This is a genomic window from Pseudomonas sp. LS2P72 (genome assembly GCF_054897865.1).
This window is the reverse complement of the sequence record NZ_CM142708.1, coordinates 970,019-986,170: the sequence shown is the minus strand read 5'-3', so window position 1 is coordinate 986,170 and position 16,152 is coordinate 970,019. Positions and strand designations below refer to the sequence as shown.

13 protein-coding genes, 1 pseudogene and 1 riboswitch are annotated in these 16,152 nt (G+C 60.1%); of the genes and pseudogenes, 7 read left to right on the top strand and 7 right to left on the bottom strand.

What is annotated here, in order from left to right; genetic code table 11:
* Positions 1 to 137: 137 nt before the first annotated feature.
* Positions 138 to 539: an acyl-CoA thioesterase gene (locus ACYZUA_RS04495; protein ID WP_008152010.1), complete on the bottom strand. Its 402-nt coding sequence runs from the start codon at positions 537 to 539 to the stop codon at positions 138 to 140.
* A gap of 198 nt (positions 540 to 737) precedes the next feature.
* Positions 738 to 840, top strand: a riboswitch (S-adenosyl-L-homocysteine riboswitch).
* A gap of 23 nt (positions 841 to 863) precedes the next feature.
* Between ACYZUA_RS04495 and ahcY the strand changes: the two genes are divergently transcribed.
* The 4 genes from ahcY (at position 864) to ACYZUA_RS04475 (ending at position 6,397) form a co-directional block, all read left to right on the top strand.
* Positions 864 to 2,273: an adenosylhomocysteinase gene (gene ahcY, locus ACYZUA_RS04490; RefSeq protein WP_219095081.1), complete on the top strand. Its 1,410-nt coding sequence runs from the start codon at positions 864 to 866 to the stop codon at positions 2,271 to 2,273.
* Between the two features lie 155 nt (positions 2,274 to 2,428).
* Positions 2,429 to 3,274 (top strand): methylenetetrahydrofolate reductase [NAD(P)H], encoded by an 846-nt coding sequence (gene metF / locus ACYZUA_RS04485; protein ID WP_461962224.1) that lies wholly within the window; start codon positions 2,429 to 2,431, stop codon positions 3,272 to 3,274.
* A 194-nt stretch (positions 3,275 to 3,468) separates the two neighbouring features.
* Positions 3,469 to 4,284, top strand: coding sequence for a substrate-binding periplasmic protein (locus ACYZUA_RS04480; protein WP_461962223.1), 816 nt, complete (start codon positions 3,469 to 3,471; stop codon positions 4,282 to 4,284).
* 223 nt (positions 4,285 to 4,507) lie between these two features.
* Complete coding sequence (locus ACYZUA_RS04475) at positions 4,508 to 6,397, top strand: DEAD/DEAH box helicase (RefSeq protein WP_461962222.1); 1,890 nt, start codon at positions 4,508 to 4,510, stop codon at positions 6,395 to 6,397.
* A 246-nt stretch (positions 6,398 to 6,643) separates the two neighbouring features.
* On the opposite strand, the gene ACYZUA_RS04470 is transcribed toward ACYZUA_RS04475, so the two are convergent.
* The 3 genes from ACYZUA_RS04470 to ACYZUA_RS04460 form a co-directional block, all read right to left on the bottom strand.
* Positions 6,644 to 7,237: a YceI family protein gene (locus ACYZUA_RS04470; protein WP_461962221.1), complete on the bottom strand. Its 594-nt coding sequence runs from the start codon at positions 7,235 to 7,237 to the stop codon at positions 6,644 to 6,646.
* Between the two features lie 32 nt (positions 7,238 to 7,269).
* Positions 7,270 to 7,821 carry a cytochrome b gene (locus tag ACYZUA_RS04465; RefSeq protein WP_461962220.1) on the bottom strand — a complete coding sequence of 184 codons (552 nt, stop codon included), beginning with the start codon at positions 7,819 to 7,821 and terminating at the stop codon, positions 7,270 to 7,272.
* Between the two features lie 264 nt (positions 7,822 to 8,085).
* The gene (locus ACYZUA_RS04460) at positions 8,086 to 9,843 is read right to left on the bottom strand and encodes a flavin monoamine oxidase family protein (RefSeq protein WP_461962219.1); all 1,758 of its coding nucleotides are present in this window, start codon (positions 9,841 to 9,843) and stop codon (positions 8,086 to 8,088) included.
* 223 nt (positions 9,844 to 10,066) lie between these two features.
* Between ACYZUA_RS04460 and ACYZUA_RS04455 the strand changes: the two genes are divergently transcribed.
* Together ACYZUA_RS04455 and ACYZUA_RS04450 are read left to right on the top strand one after the other, a co-directional pair.
* Complete coding sequence (locus tag ACYZUA_RS04455; protein ID WP_033060427.1) at positions 10,067 to 11,473, top strand: adenosylmethionine--8-amino-7-oxononanoate transaminase; 1,407 nt, start codon at positions 10,067 to 10,069, stop codon at positions 11,471 to 11,473.
* A 173-nt stretch (positions 11,474 to 11,646) separates the two neighbouring features.
* Positions 11,647 to 12,366, top strand: coding sequence for a 16S rRNA (uracil(1498)-N(3))-methyltransferase (locus tag ACYZUA_RS04450; RefSeq protein ID WP_461962218.1), 720 nt, complete (start codon positions 11,647 to 11,649; stop codon positions 12,364 to 12,366).
* A gap of 136 nt (positions 12,367 to 12,502) precedes the next feature.
* Here the strand turns inward: ACYZUA_RS04450 and ACYZUA_RS04445 are convergent, their stop codons facing one another.
* From ACYZUA_RS04445 to ACYZUA_RS04435, 3 genes are read right to left on the bottom strand one after another with little or no spacing between them, the layout of a single operon-like run.
* Positions 12,503 to 13,405 (bottom strand): transporter substrate-binding domain-containing protein, encoded by a 903-nt coding sequence (locus ACYZUA_RS04445; RefSeq protein ID WP_461962217.1) that lies wholly within the window; start codon positions 13,403 to 13,405, stop codon positions 12,503 to 12,505.
* Positions 13,406 to 13,432: 27 nt separating this feature from the next.
* The gene (locus ACYZUA_RS04440) at positions 13,433 to 13,783 is read right to left on the bottom strand and encodes a RidA family protein (RefSeq protein ID WP_461962216.1); all 351 of its coding nucleotides are present in this window, start codon (positions 13,781 to 13,783) and stop codon (positions 13,433 to 13,435) included.
* A 19-nt stretch (positions 13,784 to 13,802) separates the two neighbouring features.
* Positions 13,803 to 15,044, bottom strand: a complete 1,242-nt coding sequence (locus tag ACYZUA_RS04435) for a D-amino acid dehydrogenase (protein ID WP_461962215.1) — start codon at positions 15,042 to 15,044, stop codon at positions 13,803 to 13,805.
* A gap of 107 nt (positions 15,045 to 15,151) precedes the next feature.
* Between ACYZUA_RS04435 and ACYZUA_RS04430 the strand changes: the two are divergent.
* Positions 15,152 to 16,065 (top strand): annotated as a pseudogene (locus tag ACYZUA_RS04430) (LysR family transcriptional regulator).
* Positions 16,066 to 16,152: the final 87 nt, after the last annotated feature.

Sequence of the window (16,152 nt, the reverse complement as noted above, 5' to 3'; positions counted from 1 at the left end):
GTACGACACGCAGGGTTCGGAGCTGTTCACTGCTCGCACAAACGAAACCAATCCTGTAGGAGCATGGCTTGCCCGCGATGGGTTCACCTCGGTTTCGGCGGGGATGCAAATGACGCCATCGCGAGCAAGCTTTGCTCCTACGGGGCGATGTCATCCTTGAACTGGTCTTTGACGTACGTGATCTCGGTCCGACCGTGCGGCGCGGGCAAGCCGTCTTCACCCAGATTGACAAAGACAATCTTCTCCACCGTCAGGATGCTTTTGCGGGTGATCTTGTTACGTACTTCGCACTTCAGGGTGATGGAGGTGCGGCCGAACTCGGTGGCGGTGATGCCCAGTTCGATGATGTCGCCCTGGCGCGAGGCACTGACGAAGTTGATTTCGGAAATGTACTTGGTGACCACACGCTGATTGCCCAATTGGACGATGGCGTAAATCGCCGCTTCTTCGTCGAGCCAGCGCAACAGGCTGCCGCCGAACAGCGTGCCGTTGGGGTTGAGGTCTTCGGGTTTTACCCATTTGCGGGTGTGGAAATTCATATTCACTCCTGAGCGTCTTGCCGAATGATGGTGGGCATCATGGCAGAGCCCGACCTGGAGCTCTATCAAGCATCGACTATGGTCTCGATTACCGTTCAGACATTGACCAACAGAAACGCTTTGGAAGTATCGCTCACACGGCTATAATCGCCACCGTTTCAAAACGGTAACGTTCCATTGCTACCGTTTTCCCGCCACCTGTCCGAGGGGCGCTGCAGCAGGTTCGACCTGTCAGGCTCGGATGGGGCGTTGCTTGACCGTCATCGGTCAGACACTAAACGCACAACGGCGCCCATTCGCATACATTACGAATGGAGGCTCATCATGAGCGCTGTTATCACGCCTGCAGATTTTACCGATTACAAAGTCGCCGACATGTCCCTGGCTGCCTGGGGCCGTCGCGAAACCATCATCGCCGAATCCGAAATGCCAGCCCTGATGGGTCTTCGCCGCAAATACGCCGGTGAGCAGCCGCTCAAAGGCGCGAAGATCCTCGGCTGCATCCACATGACCATTCAGACTGCCGTGCTGATCGAAACCCTGGTTGCCCTGGGTGCCGAAGTACGCTGGTCGTCCTGCAACATTTTCTCGACTCAGGACCAGGCCGCTGCTGCCATCGCCGCTGCCGGCATCGCGGTTTACGCCTGGAAAGGCGAGACCGAAGAAGAGTACGAGTGGTGCCTGGAGCAAACCATCCTCAAAGATGGCGCGCCTTGGGATGCCAACATGATCCTCGACGACGGCGGCGACCTGACCGAGCTGCTGCACAAGAAATACCCGGCGATCCTGGACCGCGTCCACGGCGTCACCGAAGAAACCACCACCGGCGTTCACCGCCTGCTGGACATGCTGGCCAAGGGCGAGCTGAAAATCCCGGCCATCAACGTCAACGACTCGGTGACCAAGAGCAAGAACGACAACAAGTACGGCTGCCGTCACAGCCTGAACGACGCGATCAAGCGCGGTACCGACCACCTGTTGTCCGGCAAGCAAGCGCTGGTCATCGGTTACGGTGACGTGGGCAAGGGCTCCGCTCAGTCCCTGCGTCAGGAAGGCATGATCGTTAAAGTCTCCGAAGTCGACCCGATCTGCGCCATGCAAGCCTGCATGGACGGTTACGAGCTGGTTTCGCCGTTCATCGACGGTATCAACAACGGCACTGAAGCAAGCATCGACAAAGCGCTGCTGGGCAAGATCGACCTGATCGTGACCACCACCGGTAACGTCAATGTTTGCGACGCGAACATGCTCAAAGCCCTGAAGAAGCGCGCTGTTGTCTGCAACATCGGCCACTTCGACAACGAAATCGACACTGCTTTCATGCGCAAGAACTGGGCATGGGAAGAAGTGAAGCCACAGGTTCACAAAATCCACCGTACCGGCCCTGGCGCATTCGACGCACAGAACGACGACTACCTGATCCTGCTGGCTGAAGGCCGTCTGGTTAACCTGGGTAACGCCACCGGTCACCCAAGCCGCATCATGGACGGTTCGTTCGCCAACCAGGTTCTGGCCCAGATCTTCCTGTTCGGCCAGAAGTACGCCGACCTGTCGCCAGCCCAGAAAGCCGAGCGCCTGACCGTTGAAGTACTGCCGAAGAAACTCGACGAAGAAGTGGCCCTGGAAATGGTCCGCGGTTTCGGCGGCGTTGTGACTCAACTGACCAAGACCCAGGCCGACTACATCGGCGTGACCGTTGAAGGTCCGTTCAAGCCGCACGCTTACCGCTACTGATCGGTTCCTGCCACTCAGGCAGAAACTACGCTGACCTGTAGGAGCAGAGCTTGCTCGCGATAGCATCACCGCGGTGCATTTGAAAAACCGCGGTGCCTGCATCGCGAGCAAGCTTTGCTCCTACAGCGGGTTCTCGTGTTTCCAAGGATACGACCATGTCCCAAGAACGTCGCTACAGCTTCGAGTTCTTCCCTACGAAGACCGATGCTGGGCATGAAAAACTGATCGCCACTGCCCGTCATCTGGCGACCTACAATCCTGACTTCTTCTCCTGCACCTACGGCGCTGGTGGTTCGACCCGTGATCGCACCCTCAACACCGTGTTGCAGCTCGAAAGCGAAGTCAAAGTCCCTGCCGCCCCGCATTTGTCCTGCGTTGGCGACAGCAAGGACGATATTCGTGGCCTGCTGAGCCAGTACAAAGCAGCCGGCATCAAGCGTATCGTTGCGCTTCGCGGTGACCTGCCTTCCGGCATGGGCATGGCCAGTGGCGAAATGCGCCATGCCAATGACCTGGTTGAATTCATTCGTGAAGAAACCGGCGAACATTTCCACATCGAAGTCGCCGCCTACCCGGAAATGCACCCGCAAGCGCGCAATTTCGAAGACGATTTGAACAACTTCGTGCGCAAGGCCAACGCTGGCGCCAACAGTGCGATCACCCAGTACTTCTTCAACGCCGACAGCTACTTCTACTTCGTCGAGCGTGTACGGGCGATGGGCGTGAACATTCCGATCGTTCCGGGGATCATGCCGATCACCAACTACAGCAAACTGGCGCGCTTCTCCGATGCCTGTGGTGCGGAAATCCCGCGCTGGATCCGCAAGCAACTGGAAGCCTACGGCGACGACACCCAAAGCATTCAAGGCTTTGGTGAGCAAGTCATCACCGAGATGTGCGAACGCCTGCTGCAGGGTGGCGCTCCAGGGCTGCACTTCTACACGCTGAACCAGGCCGAACCGAGCCTGGCGGTGTGGAACAACCTGAAGTTGCCGCGTTAATAGTCGTTACCAGCAAGATCAAAAGATCGCAGCCTTCGACAGCGCCTACATCGGGTACGGTTAATCCCTGTAGGCGCTGCCGCAGGCTGCGATCTTTTGCTTTTAACGCCCTTTTATTGTGCAGCAACACTCTGAGTTAGAGCTTCTGAATCCCGTTTCTGGCTCTTTCCGGTTTCTCGTCGTAATCTCAAGCCATGCCTTTGATCGCGCAGTTACTGACCCTGTTTCTTTTTACTTGCCTGAGCTTCGCCGCTCGGGGCGAGAAGCTGCGCATTGTCACCGAACCCTGGGCGCCGTACGTGTATGAGGAAAACGGCAAATCCATGGGCCTGGACTACGAAACCACCGCCATCGTCTTCAAACGCCTGGGCATCGAAGTGGAATGGCAATTCCTGCCGTGGAAACGCTGCCTGTCGATGCTCGAAACGGGCCAGGCAGACGGCGCGCTGGACATCTTCCACAGCGAAGAGCGCGACGCCACCCTGCTTTACCCCGGCGAGCCGCTCTCGGAAGTGGAGTTCGTGATGTTCTACGCCAATGAACGGCCCCACCCTTTTCGCACCTTGGCCGACCTGAAAGGGCTGACCATCGGCACCTCCCCGGGCTATCTGTACAGCCAGGACTTTCGTGAATCGACCCTGTTCACTCACGAACCGGCGCCAACCCATGAAGCCAACTTCGGCAAACTGGTGCGCGGGCGGATCGACCTGCTGATCACTGATCGCCGGGTCGGTCAGCACTTGCTCGACGAATTGGGCATCCGCGACAAGATTACCGAGAACCCGACCGTCATCAGCCACCAGAGCCAATTCCTGGCAGTACGCCGCAATGCCGGCATGGACTTGTTGGTGCAGCGCTTCGGCGCCGAACTCAAACGCTTCAAGCGCGAGCCTGCGTACGCTGAACTGAGCGCCCGTTATGGCGCCGATCCGGCTGCCGAGGTCAAAGCCACCAGAGCTACCGCCGCCAGCGGAAAAACCGTTGAGCAGCAGGAAAGCGGCGCGCAGTGATTGCTCTGTTATACTCCGGCCTTCCCGCCAGGCTCACGCCCGGACGCTCGGACTTGTTCAAGGCATCTCGACCCCGCTACAGCGCAGCTTTTCAGCCCGCGCGAGCACTCCAGATGAGCCTTCTTGGCCCAGCAGGACCGGACGGGATTGCGTTCCTCTTAAACGCCATTCGCGCCAGGCAAGACTCCCATTGGGCCAAGCCCTAACTAAAACAGGATTACTCATGTCCTTTGCTTCCCTCGGTCTCTCCGAGGCTTTAGTCCGCGCCATCGAGGCAGCGGGCTATACCGAGCCTACTCCGGTGCAACAGCGGGCCATTCCCGCCGTGTTGCAAGGTCGCGACCTGATGGTCGCGGCTCAGACAGGTACTGGCAAAACCGGCGGCTTCGCCCTTCCGATTCTGGAGCGGTTGTTCCCCAACGGTCACCCGGACAAATCCCAGCGTCACGGCCCGCGCCAACCGCGCGTACTGGTCCTGACCCCTACTCGCGAACTCGCGGCTCAAGTACACGAGAGCTTCAAGGTCTATGCCCGTGACCTGAAGTTCGTCAGCGCCTGCATCTTCGGCGGCGTCGGCATGAACCCACAGGTTCAGGCCATGTCCCGCGGTGTTGACGTGCTGGTGGCCTGCCCCGGCCGCCTGCTCGACCTCGCCGGCCAAGGCAGCGTCGATTTGTCCCACGTGGAAATCCTCGTGCTGGACGAAGCCGACCGCATGCTCGACATGGGCTTTGTCCATGACGTGAAAAAGGTCCTCGCCCGTCTGCCGAGCAAACGCCAGAACCTGCTGTTCTCGGCGACTTTCTCCAAAGACATCACCGATCTCGCCGGCAAGCTGCTGCACAACCCGGAACGCATCGAAGTCACGCCGCCAAACACCACGGTCGAGCGTATCGAACAGCGCGTATTCCGCCTGGCCGCCAGCCACAAACGTTCGTTGCTGGCGCACTTGATCACCGCTGGCGCCTGGGAACAGGTGCTGGTGTTCACCCGCACCAAGCACGGCGCCAACCGTCTGGCCGAGTACCTGGACAAACACGGCCTCAGCGCCGTAGCGATCCACGGTAACAAGAGCCAGAACGCTCGCACCAAAGCCCTGGCCGACTTCAAGGCCGGCGAAGTGCGCATCCTGGTCGCCACCGACATCGCCGCTCGCGGCCTCGATATCGACCAACTGCCACACGTGGTCAACTTCGAACTGCCAAACGTCGACGAAGATTACGTTCACCGTATCGGTCGTACCGGCCGTGCCGGTCGTTCAGGCGAAGCGATCTCGCTGGTCGCTCCGGATGAAGAAAAGCTGCTGAAAAGCATCGAACGCATGACCAAACAGAAGATTGCCGACGGCAACCTGATGGGCTTCGATTCCAGCGCTGTAGAAGCCGAGAAACCTGAAGTTCGCGAGCGTCCGGATGTGCGTAACCCGCGCAACCCACGTGGCCCGCGCGGCGACGGTCCGAACGGCACCGGCGGTGGCGGCGGTCGTAAAGACAAAGGCAAGGACAAGGGCGGCAAGGAAAAACCTGCAGCCACTGGCCGTGGTGATCGCCCGGCGCGTGAGCACAAGCCACGCGAAGGCACTCCGGCTCGCGAGCAACAGCGTCCAGCGCCACGCGCTGCTGCTGCAGACCGTGCTCCGGACGAGTTCCTGGACGACGATATCGATAACTTCGGTAACCGCGTCGACTACGTTCCTCAAGCCAAACCGGCTCAGGGCCGTGGCCGCCGTCCGGGTGCTCCGGCACAAGGCACGGCAGCCGGCGCTGGCGCAGGTGCTCCGCGCACCGGCGGCGCCAAGCCTCAGGGTCGTCAAAGCGGCCCACGCAGCAGCGATGGCGCCACCACCGGCACGCCGCCGGCCAAGCGCAGCGGCCCACGCAACGGCGCTCCACGTGACGGCCAGGCCCGTCGCGAAGAATCCCGCACCCGCCGCCCGGCTCGTACCGACGACCAGCCGCGTTCGGAACCGGCCGTGCAAAACCCGCGCGGCCCGGCACCGAAGATCATTCACAAGGAGTCGAAAACCGATCGTTTCCCGACTCCTGAGCAACTTGATCAACTGCCAGGCCGTCCGCGCGGCGAGAAACCAGCCTTGCTGACCCGCAACCGCTGATTTAACGCAGCCATAAAAAATGTCCCGTATCGCGAGATTCGGGGCATTTTTTTATGCATCACCAAAAACCTGTAGGAGCAAAGCTTGCTCGCGATTGGTTCACCTCGGTGTGTGGTGTGGCTGATGACGCCATCGCGAGCAAGCTTTGCTCCTACAGGGTTCCGTGTCGTTGTTGAGGATTGCGCCAGGCAATAAAAAACGCCCCCGATCATGAGATCGGGGGCGTTTTTGTTTTAGCGGTGAAAGTTAGTTCGCTTTCACACCTTCAAACGTTACGTACAACTCAACCGCGTCGGACTGTGGGCCCAGGTCTTTCTGCTTGCCGAAATCGGAACGCTTGATGCTGGTGGTGCCCTCGAAGCCGGCACGGTAGCCGCCCCATGGATCCTTGCCTTCACCCAGGAAAGTGGCCTTGACCACCACTGGCTTGGTCACGCCCAGCAGGGTCAGGTCACCGGTCACGTCCGCAGTGTCTTTACCCGCGGCGTTTTTGCCGGTGGATTTGACGCTGGTGGAAACGAAAGTGGCTTTGGCGAACTTGCTCACATTCAGGAAATCACCGCTGGCGATGTGCTTATCGCGCTCGGCATGGTTGGTGAACACGCTGGCGGTGTTCACGTTGAACTCGATCTTGCTGGCTTCAGGCTTGGCAGCGTCGAAGCTGAACTTGCCGTCGATGTCCTTGAAAGTACCGGTGATGAAGCTGTAGCCCAGGTGGCTGATCTTGAAGTCAACGAAGGCGTGCTGGCCTTCCTTGTCGACAACGTAGTCAGCTGCCATCACGTTGGCGGACAACAGGGCAGAACCGATTGCCAGAGCGGCGAGTGTCTTTTTCAACATGCTTTCTATTCCTTTGGAGTCGAGGTTGAACATCAGGCTTTGCGCCCCAGCATTCGCGTCAGGGTCGCATCACGATCAATAAAGTGGTGTTTCAGTGCTGCCAACGCATGGAGACCGGAAAAAATTACCAGCGCCCAGGCCAGGTACAAATGAATCACACCGGCTGTGTCTGCCTGATCCGGTAGTCCGGATATCAGTGCAGGAACTTCAAACAGGCCAAACACCGGAATCCCGACACCGTCTGCGGTGGAAATCAGGTAACCGGCAATCATCACAGCGAACAGACTGAGATACAGGAACGAATGACCGAACTTGGCGCCAATGCGCGTCATGCGGTTATAGCTTTCCAGTACTGGCGGCGGCGGGCTGATGAAACGCCACAGTACCCGTAGAACCATGACGACTAACAACACCAGGCCAATGCTCTTGTGCAAGTCGGGCGCGTCTTTGCGCCAGGTGCTGTAGTAGTCGAGACCGACCATCCACAAGCCCAACGCAAACAGACCGAAGACCGCCAACGCCACGCCCCAGTGCATGAAGATGCTGACCCAACCGTAGCGCGAAGAAGAATTACGTAGCTGCATTGCCCAAATCCTGTGAGAACTGCGACCAAGACTATCGAGTTATCTATCGAGTTAAAGCGGAAAATTTTGCTTTGAAATATCGAGAAATACGATGAAGAGTCTGAAATAGGTGAGTTAAGGAAAGATTAAAGACCCATGTGTAAGCAAAAATGAAGTCCAACTAAAGAACACCAGCGCCTCAGGATTTATTCGATTCTTGATAGTGGTTTTCTACGGGTATAAAAAAACGCGGCATTTCTGCCGCGTTTTTTTCAGTCCCAAAGCTTACTGCACTTTGGTATCCGTCGCCGGAGTCGCAGCGGGCTTGGCCGCTACTTTCTTCGCCGGTTCAACTTTCTTCGCCGGGGCCTTTTTAGCCTCGGTTTTGGCCGCAGGTTTTTTCACCGCAGCCTTGGCCGGGGCTTTTTTGGCGGGTTCGGCTTTCACCGGTGCCGCTGGTTTCGGCGCTTCGACCGGAGCTGGCGCTGGGGCCGGCGCAGGTGTTGGAGCCGGTGCAGGAGCAACCGGAGCCACAGGCTCTGGCGCTTTGACCGGTGCCGGTTTGTCGTCGGAACCACCGAACAGGTTGGTGAAGAAGTTGCCTTTCTTCGCCGCCACCGCGCCGGCCGCAACAGCCGTCGCTGCCGGAACAACCTTAGCCGGTTCAAACGACTTGCCGGCCGCCAGGTCTTCTACCTGACTGGCTGCCCGCTGACCGGTGCGCAATGCGCCTTCCAGCGTGCCCGGGTACAAGGTGTCAGTGTGTTCGCCGGCAAAGGCTACACGCTGAATCGGACGCTCCCACAGACGCCAGTACTTGCTGATCTGGCCAGGGCCGAAGGCCAGGTAAGCGCCGCCCATCGATGGGTCGTTGCTGTAACGGCGGATCTCATAACCGGTGAACGAACCGCGTGCCTGTGGATAAAAGGCGTGCAGACGGATCAGCACCTGATCGGCGATCTGCTTGTCGCCGAAGGCCTGCATCACGCGCGCGTTGTCGCCGGACAGGTTGATCACCACATTGGCGCCGCCCTTCAGTGCCGGCTCAACCCACAACATGCCCAGGCCGGTGTTGCTGTAGATCTCGCCGGTCATCCGCGCCTTGCTTTCCCACACTGGCGTCTTGAACTTCAGCATGATCTGGTCGCGCCAGCCGTAGTTGGTGCCCTTGATCGCGCCCATGTGCTGGGCATCCAGCGACGGCGTCATCTGGATCTTGTTCAGGGCGCGCAATGGCACGGCCACAACGACGTAGTCAGCCTGATAGCCAACGCTGCCGACTTTGACGGTCACGCCGTCCTTTTCCTGGGTGATCGCCGAGACCGGGGAGCTGGTCTTGATGGTTTTCAGTTGTTTGACGAATGCCTGTGCCAGCACCGGGCTACCGCCGAGCAGGCGCGAAGCACGCAGATCACGGTCGGCAACGCCACGGTAAACGCGGCTTTGCTGTGCGAAGTACAGCAGCGACAGGCGCGACGGTTCGTCATAACGGGTACGAATTTGCTGATTCACCAACTGACGCGCCGTGGGCGGCAGATTCAGACGGTCGAGCCAGTTGGACACGTTGATCTGGTCCAGGGCGAACAGTGTGCTGTTGGCCGCCGGGTTCTGCGGGTCTTCGATCGAGCGCGCCAGATCGTCCAGGGTCTTTTCGTAGCGCTTGAGCGCGTCGCTGGTGGCCGGTTGCTTGGTGGCCAGATCGGCGGCAGTGAAATACTCACCGTCAATCAGGTAGCCCGGGGTCCGCACGAACTCTGGGGCCGGCGTGGTGCTCAGCTTGAAGGTCGATACGTACTTGTTCAGAACCGGTTGGGTCTTGTCGTTGCCGATCCACTCACTGGTGGCCATACCAGAGCGACCGCCCAAGCTCGGCTTGGCTTCCAGCAGGGTGACCTGCCAGCCCTTGTTTTGCAGTTCGTAAGCCGCGGTGAGGCCAGACAACCCTCCGCCGATCACGATCGCCGTTTTATCCTTGGCCAGCGCAGACACGCTGAACAGCCCCAACATCACCAGCGCACAGGCGCGCAGCCAACCAGCAGACATTCAGCGAACTCCGGAAATACACGTAGGAAATAGCGGTTTTGCGAGTCAGACGACTCAAAGAACCGCGAAGAATACGTCAGCCATCAAAAGGCCGCCAGCGACGTCTATCCACCTATACAAAGTAGCTCAATCCACACAATGGGTTGTTCCCACGTCACGCATTGCATAGGCTTGCGCGATTGTTTGCCCGCGCACGTCGCGAGCCGCCTCGAGGAGACTGAAAATGGGCCTGAATAATCAGTGGATGCAACGCGATCTCGCGGTGTTGTGGCATCCCTGCACCCAGATGAAAGACCACGAACAGCTGCCACTGATCCCGATCAAACGCGGTGAAGGCGTCTGGCTGGAAGACTTTGAAGGCAAACGCTACCTCGACGCCGTCAGCTCCTGGTGGGTCAACGTGTTTGGTCACGCCAACCCGCGGATCAACCAGCGCATCAAGGATCAGGTCGATCAGCTGGAGCACGTAATCCTCGCTGGTTTCAGTCATCAGCCGGTGATCGAGTTGTCCGAGCGCCTGGTGAAAATGACGCCGGAAGGCCTGACCCGGTGCTTCTACGCCGATAACGGTTCGTCCTGCATCGAAGTCGCGCTGAAAATGAGCTTTCACTACTGGCTCAACCGCGGCCAGCCGAACAAGAAGCGCTTCGTCACCCTGACCAACAGCTACCACGGCGAAACCATGGCGGCGATGTCGGTGGGCGACGTGCCGCTGTTCACCGAAACCTACAAGGCCCTGCTGCTGGACACCATCAAGGTGCCGAGCCCCGATTGCTACCTGCGTCCGGAAGGCATGAGCTGGGAAGAACATTCGCGCAATATGTTCGCTGCCATGGAACAGACCCTGGCCGAGAACCACGACACCGTCGCCGCAGTGATCGTCGAGCCGCTGATCCAGGGCGCCGGCGGCATGCGCATGTACCACCCGGTGTACCTGAAACTGCTGCGCGAAGCCTGCGACCGCTATGGCGTGCACCTGATCCATGACGAAATCGCCGTCGGCTTCGGCCGCACCGGGACGATGTTCGCCTGTGAACAGGCCGGCATCCGCCCGGACTTCCTCTGCCTGTCCAAGGCCCTGACCGGCGGTTACCTGCCGTTGGCGGCTTGCGTCACCACCGAAGATGTCTACAGCGCGTTCTACGACGACTACCCGACTCTGCGCGCCTTCCTGCACTCCCACAGCTACACCGGCAATCCGCTGGCGTGCGCGGCAGCCTTGGCGACGTTGGATATCTTCGAAGAAGACAACGTCATCGAGAACAACAAGGCGCTGGCTCAGCGCATGGCCAGCGCCACCGCGCATCTGGCCGATCACCCGAACGTTTCGGAAGTGCGCCAGACCGGCATGGTGCTGGCCATCGAGATGGTCAAGGACAAGGCCACCAAGGAAGCGTATCCGTGGCAGGAACGCCGCGGCTTGAAAGTGTTCCAGCATGCGTTGGAGCGTGGTGCTTTACTTCGACCGTTGGGCAGCGTGGTGTACTTCCTGCCGCCGTACGTGATCACGCCTGAACAGATCGACTTTCTGGCCGAAGTGGCCAGCGAAGGCATCGACATTGCGACTCGTGACAGCGTTAGTGTTTCGGTGCCGAAAGACTTTCATCCGGGCTTCCGAGATCCGGGCTGATGCATCGAACGATGCGGTCCATGTGGGAGTGAGCCTGCTCGCGATTGCGGTGTAACAGTCAAAATTGATGTCGACTGACACCCCGCTATCGCGAGCAGGCTCACTCCCACAAAGGTTCGCGCACAGAAGCCGACAATGATTCAGATGATTAACACCCTTTTCAGAGACCCAAGATGAGACTGTCCCGCTTCTTTATCGACGCCCCCTTGAGCACCGGCGAACACGAGTTGCCCGAGGCCCAGGCCCATTACATCAGCCGCGTATTGCGCATGGCCGAGGGTGACGCGCTGCAACTGTTCGACGGTTCGGGCCATGAGTTTCGCGCCACGCTGGTGGAGGTCGGCAAGAAGCGCGTCGTCGTGCAGATCGATGAAAGCTTCGCCGGGCAAGTCGAGTCGCCATTGTCGATCCATCTCGGCCAGGGCTTGTCCCGTGGCGAGCGGATGGATTGGGCGATTCAGAAAGCCACTGAACTGGGCGTGACTGAAATTACTCCGATCTTCAGCGACCGCTGTGAAGTCCGGCTGAAGGATGAACGCGCCGACAAACGCCTGATGCACTGGCGCCAGGTGGCGATCAGCGCTTGCGAGCAATGCGGGCGTTCACAGGTGCCGGTGATTCATCCGCCGCTGCTGTTGGCGGATTGGTTGAAGCAGACGGAGGCAGAATTGAAACTGGTACTGCATCCGGTGGCCGAGCCATTGGTGAGCCATGCGAAACCGGCGACGCTGGCGTTTTTGATCGGCCCGGAAGGCGGGTTGTCCGACGCTGAAATCGAGCAGGCCAAGGCTGGCGGTTTTCACGCCGCCCGCCTCGGCCCTCGCGTGCTGCGCACCGAAACCGCGCCGGTGGTGGCGTTGGCGGTAGCCCAGCAGCTTTGGGGTGACTTCTAGGGCCCTGTGGCGAGGGGATTTATCCCCGTTGGACTGCGCAGCAGTCCCATTTTTGGGACCGCTACGCAGTCCAACGGGGATAAATCCCCTCGCCACGGGTCTACAAGACACAAAACAGAATCTGATCGTTCAGAAACTATTGCACCGGATCACTCACCGGCTTGGCGATGATTGCTTTCAGCTCGCTGGTCATCGGGAATTCCAGGTTCAGGCCTTTAGGTGGAATCGGTTGCTGGAACCAGCGCTGGTAGATGCCGTTGATCTCACCCGAACTGTACAAATCCGCGAGGGTCGAGTTCACCAACGCAAGAAACTGCGGATCATCCTTGCGCACCATGCAGCTGTAGATTTCCCGTGACTGCTCCTCGCCCACCACCACCCAGTTATGCGGATCACGGGCCTTGGCGCGTTCGCCATAAAGCAGCGCGTCATCCATATAGAACGCCGCCGCCCGACCCGACTGCAGCATCTGGAAGGCTTCGCCGTGATCCTTGGCGCTGATCACGAACATGTCGATCTTGTGATCGATGTTGTAGCTCTTCAGAAACCGTTCGTTGGTGGTGCCGGCGGTGGTCACGACGTTCTTGCCGCGCAGATCGGCGAAGCGCTTGATGCCGCTGTCTTTCGCCGTGAGCAACTGACCCTTCACGTAGATAAACCCGTAGGAAAACGCCACTTGCTGCATGCGCTCGGCGGTCACGCCGGTGGAGCCGCACTCAAGGTCGACCGTGCCGTTCTGCACCAGCGGGATGCGCGTTTGCGAGGTCACCAGGTTGTACTTCACCTGCAGATCCGGCTGATCGAGTTTTTGCTTGATGCGCTCGACAATCTTGCTCGCCAGGTCCACCGAATAGCCCATCGGCTGCCCCGTGTGATCACCCACGTAGGAGAACGGCACCGACGCGTCGCGATAGCCCAGCGTGATGCTCTTGGCATTGGCGACCTTGTTCAGCGTGCCGGTCAGTGGCGCTTCGTTGGCCTGGACCTGGCTGGCGAACAGCAGGCCGAGGGTGCAGCCGATCAACGTGATTTTTTGCATTGTTATTCTCCGTTGTGGGTAAGGCGATTAGCGGCGGGCGGCGATCACGGTGATTTCCACCAGCACCTCTGGACGGGCCAGCTGCGCTTGTAAGGTGGTGCGGGTCGGCGCTTTGCCCGGTGACAGCCACTGCGACCAGACTTCGTTCATGGCAGCGAAATCGCGGTCAATGTCGTTCAGGTAAATGGTCGCGCTGAGCAGATGATCCTTGTCGCTGCCAGCCTCGGCCAGCAATGCGTCGATCTTCGCCAGCACTTCGGCGGTTTGGCCGGTGACGTCGGTGCTGTCACCCGGAACCTGTCCCGAGAGAAACACCAGATCGCCAAAGGTCACCGCGCCAGAGAGGCGGCTGTTGCTGTTGATTCGGTTGATGCTCATCGGTTTTTTCCTTTTCAAGTCAGGCGACGCGGGGGGCGAGGCCCTGCATTTCGATTGAAGGTGTGCGCCGGGCGATCAACTCGCTGAGTACCCGGGCGCTGCCACAGGCCAGGGTAAAACCCAGGGCACCATGTCCGAGATTGAGCCACAGGTTGCGATACGCCGTGGCGCCGATCAACGGCACGCCGCTGGGGGTGGCCGGGCGCATGCCGGCCCATTCGATGGCGGCGGCGTAATCGCCGGCATTCGGCAAGGTTTCCTGCGCCTGGCGCTTGATCAGCGCCAGGCGTTTGGGGTCGAGCGCCGGGTCGAAACCGACAATGTCGACCATCGCCGCCACGCGCAGTTGATCACCAATGCGGGCGTAAACAATCTTGCGGTTGTAATCGGTGATGCTCAGCTCCGGCGCGCGATGTTCGGCGCGGATCGGCAAGGTCAGGCTGTAGCCCTTGAGCGGATACAGCGGCAGGTTAACGCCGGGCAATGCCAGCGCAGGACTGCGATGACCGGCAGCGATCACCAGTTGCTCGACCGGCAAAACCTGCGAACCCATTTCGACGGCCTGCACCGCGCCGTCCGCGTGGCGAATGCCGGTGACCTTGCGCCCGAGCAAAAACTCGCAACGCCCCGACGCCTGGAGTCGAGCCTGCATCTGCTGACAGAAAGCATGGCAATCGGCGACCTCCTCGTCAGGGGTGTAAATCGCGCCCACAAACGGCGCCTCGGCGAGCGCAGGCTCCAGCTGTGCGCATTCGGCCCGCGACAGCACGTGCTGCTGTTGCGGATCGGCCAGGCCATGGCGCGCATGCTCAAAACTCGCGGTTTCACGAAACGTCACCAGTTTGCCGTTGCGCCGCCAGTCGAAACCGTCGAGGCGATCTTCGTCGCGCCAGCCTTGCAGCGTGGACTGGCTCAGCAGCGCCAGACGCAGCAGGTGCGCGCCGTTGCGCTGATTCACCGAACGACGGCAGGCTGCCAGGAAGGACGCCATCCAGCGCCATTGCGCCGGGTCCAGGCGCGGGCGCAGCTTCAACGGCGAGTCACCGCGCAGCATCCAGCCAAGCGCCTGCAATGGGACGCCGGCATCGGCCAGTGGCGCGACGTAGCGGTAGGACAACTGGCCGCCGTTGGCGAAACTGGTCTCGCTGCCCAGCGAATCCCGGGCCTCGATCAGCGTCACGTCGATGCCGTCGCGAACCAGTGCGTAAGCTGTCGTCAGCCCGATGACGCCACCACCGATGATGCAAACCCGCTGAGCCATGTCTGTCCTTAACCGTTGTTGAAACAGGCTTCAGGTTAGGACCAGGTGACAGACCTTGAACAATGCATAAAGATGCCTGCCCCATAAACAAAGGTTATGGACTTGCCATGCGACTGCGACACATCGAGATTTTCCAGGCCATTCGCCAGACCGGTTCGGTCAGTGGCGCCGCGCAGTTGCTGCACGTATCGCAACCGGCGGTGAGCAAAGTGCTGCAACACGCCGAGCAGCAACTGGGCTTCCCGTTATTCCTGCGGGTGCGCGGTAAATTGCAGGCTACGCCCGAAGCGCTGGAGCTTGAGCGCGAGGTCGACAAGGTCACCGAAAGCCTGCAAGGCGTGCGACGCCTGGCCCAGAGCCTGCGTCGCGAGCCGGGGCACAGCGTACGGATCGGCGCGATCCCGGCGCTGGCCTTGTCACTGCTGCCGCCGGCCATCAACGAGTGGACGCAACGTTACCCGGACATCGTCTGCGAACTGTCCAGCGCCCACAGCCGTGAGCTGATGCAGAACTTGCTGATGCGCGAAGTGGATGTGGCGCTGACCTTGCAGCCGCCGGATCATCCGGGGTTGAAGGCGCAAGTCTTGGCTTGCGGAGTTTTGGTAGCGCTCGCGCCGTTGGGCTATTGGACTGACGACGCCTTGAGCCAACCGTTGCCATTGAGCGAACTGGCCGGTGCGCCGCTGATCGGCCTGTCCAGCGCCGACCCGCTGGCGGCCAGACTCGACAGCTACCTTGAGGCGGTCGATCCGCCGCCACGGGTACGCATCGCCGTGCAGACCTATTCGCTGGCGCGCGCGATGGTTGAATCCGGTGCCGGGCTGGCGGTGATCGATCCGTTTACCGCGCTCGGCGCATCCCCCGCCACCACGGCGATTCGACCGCTGGCGCCAGCACTACCGATCACCCTGTACGCGGTGACCCGCGCCCCGACGAACCGCCGCCCCATACCTTGAGCGACTTGTTGCAGGTGTTCAGCCGACGGGCGCAGGCGCAACTGGATCGCCTGTGTCCCTTGTAGGAGCGAGCCTGCTCGCGATCCCCTGTAGGAGCGAGCGGTGCGGCGATCCGACTTGCCCGCGAAGAACGATGACGCGGTGTACCTGAT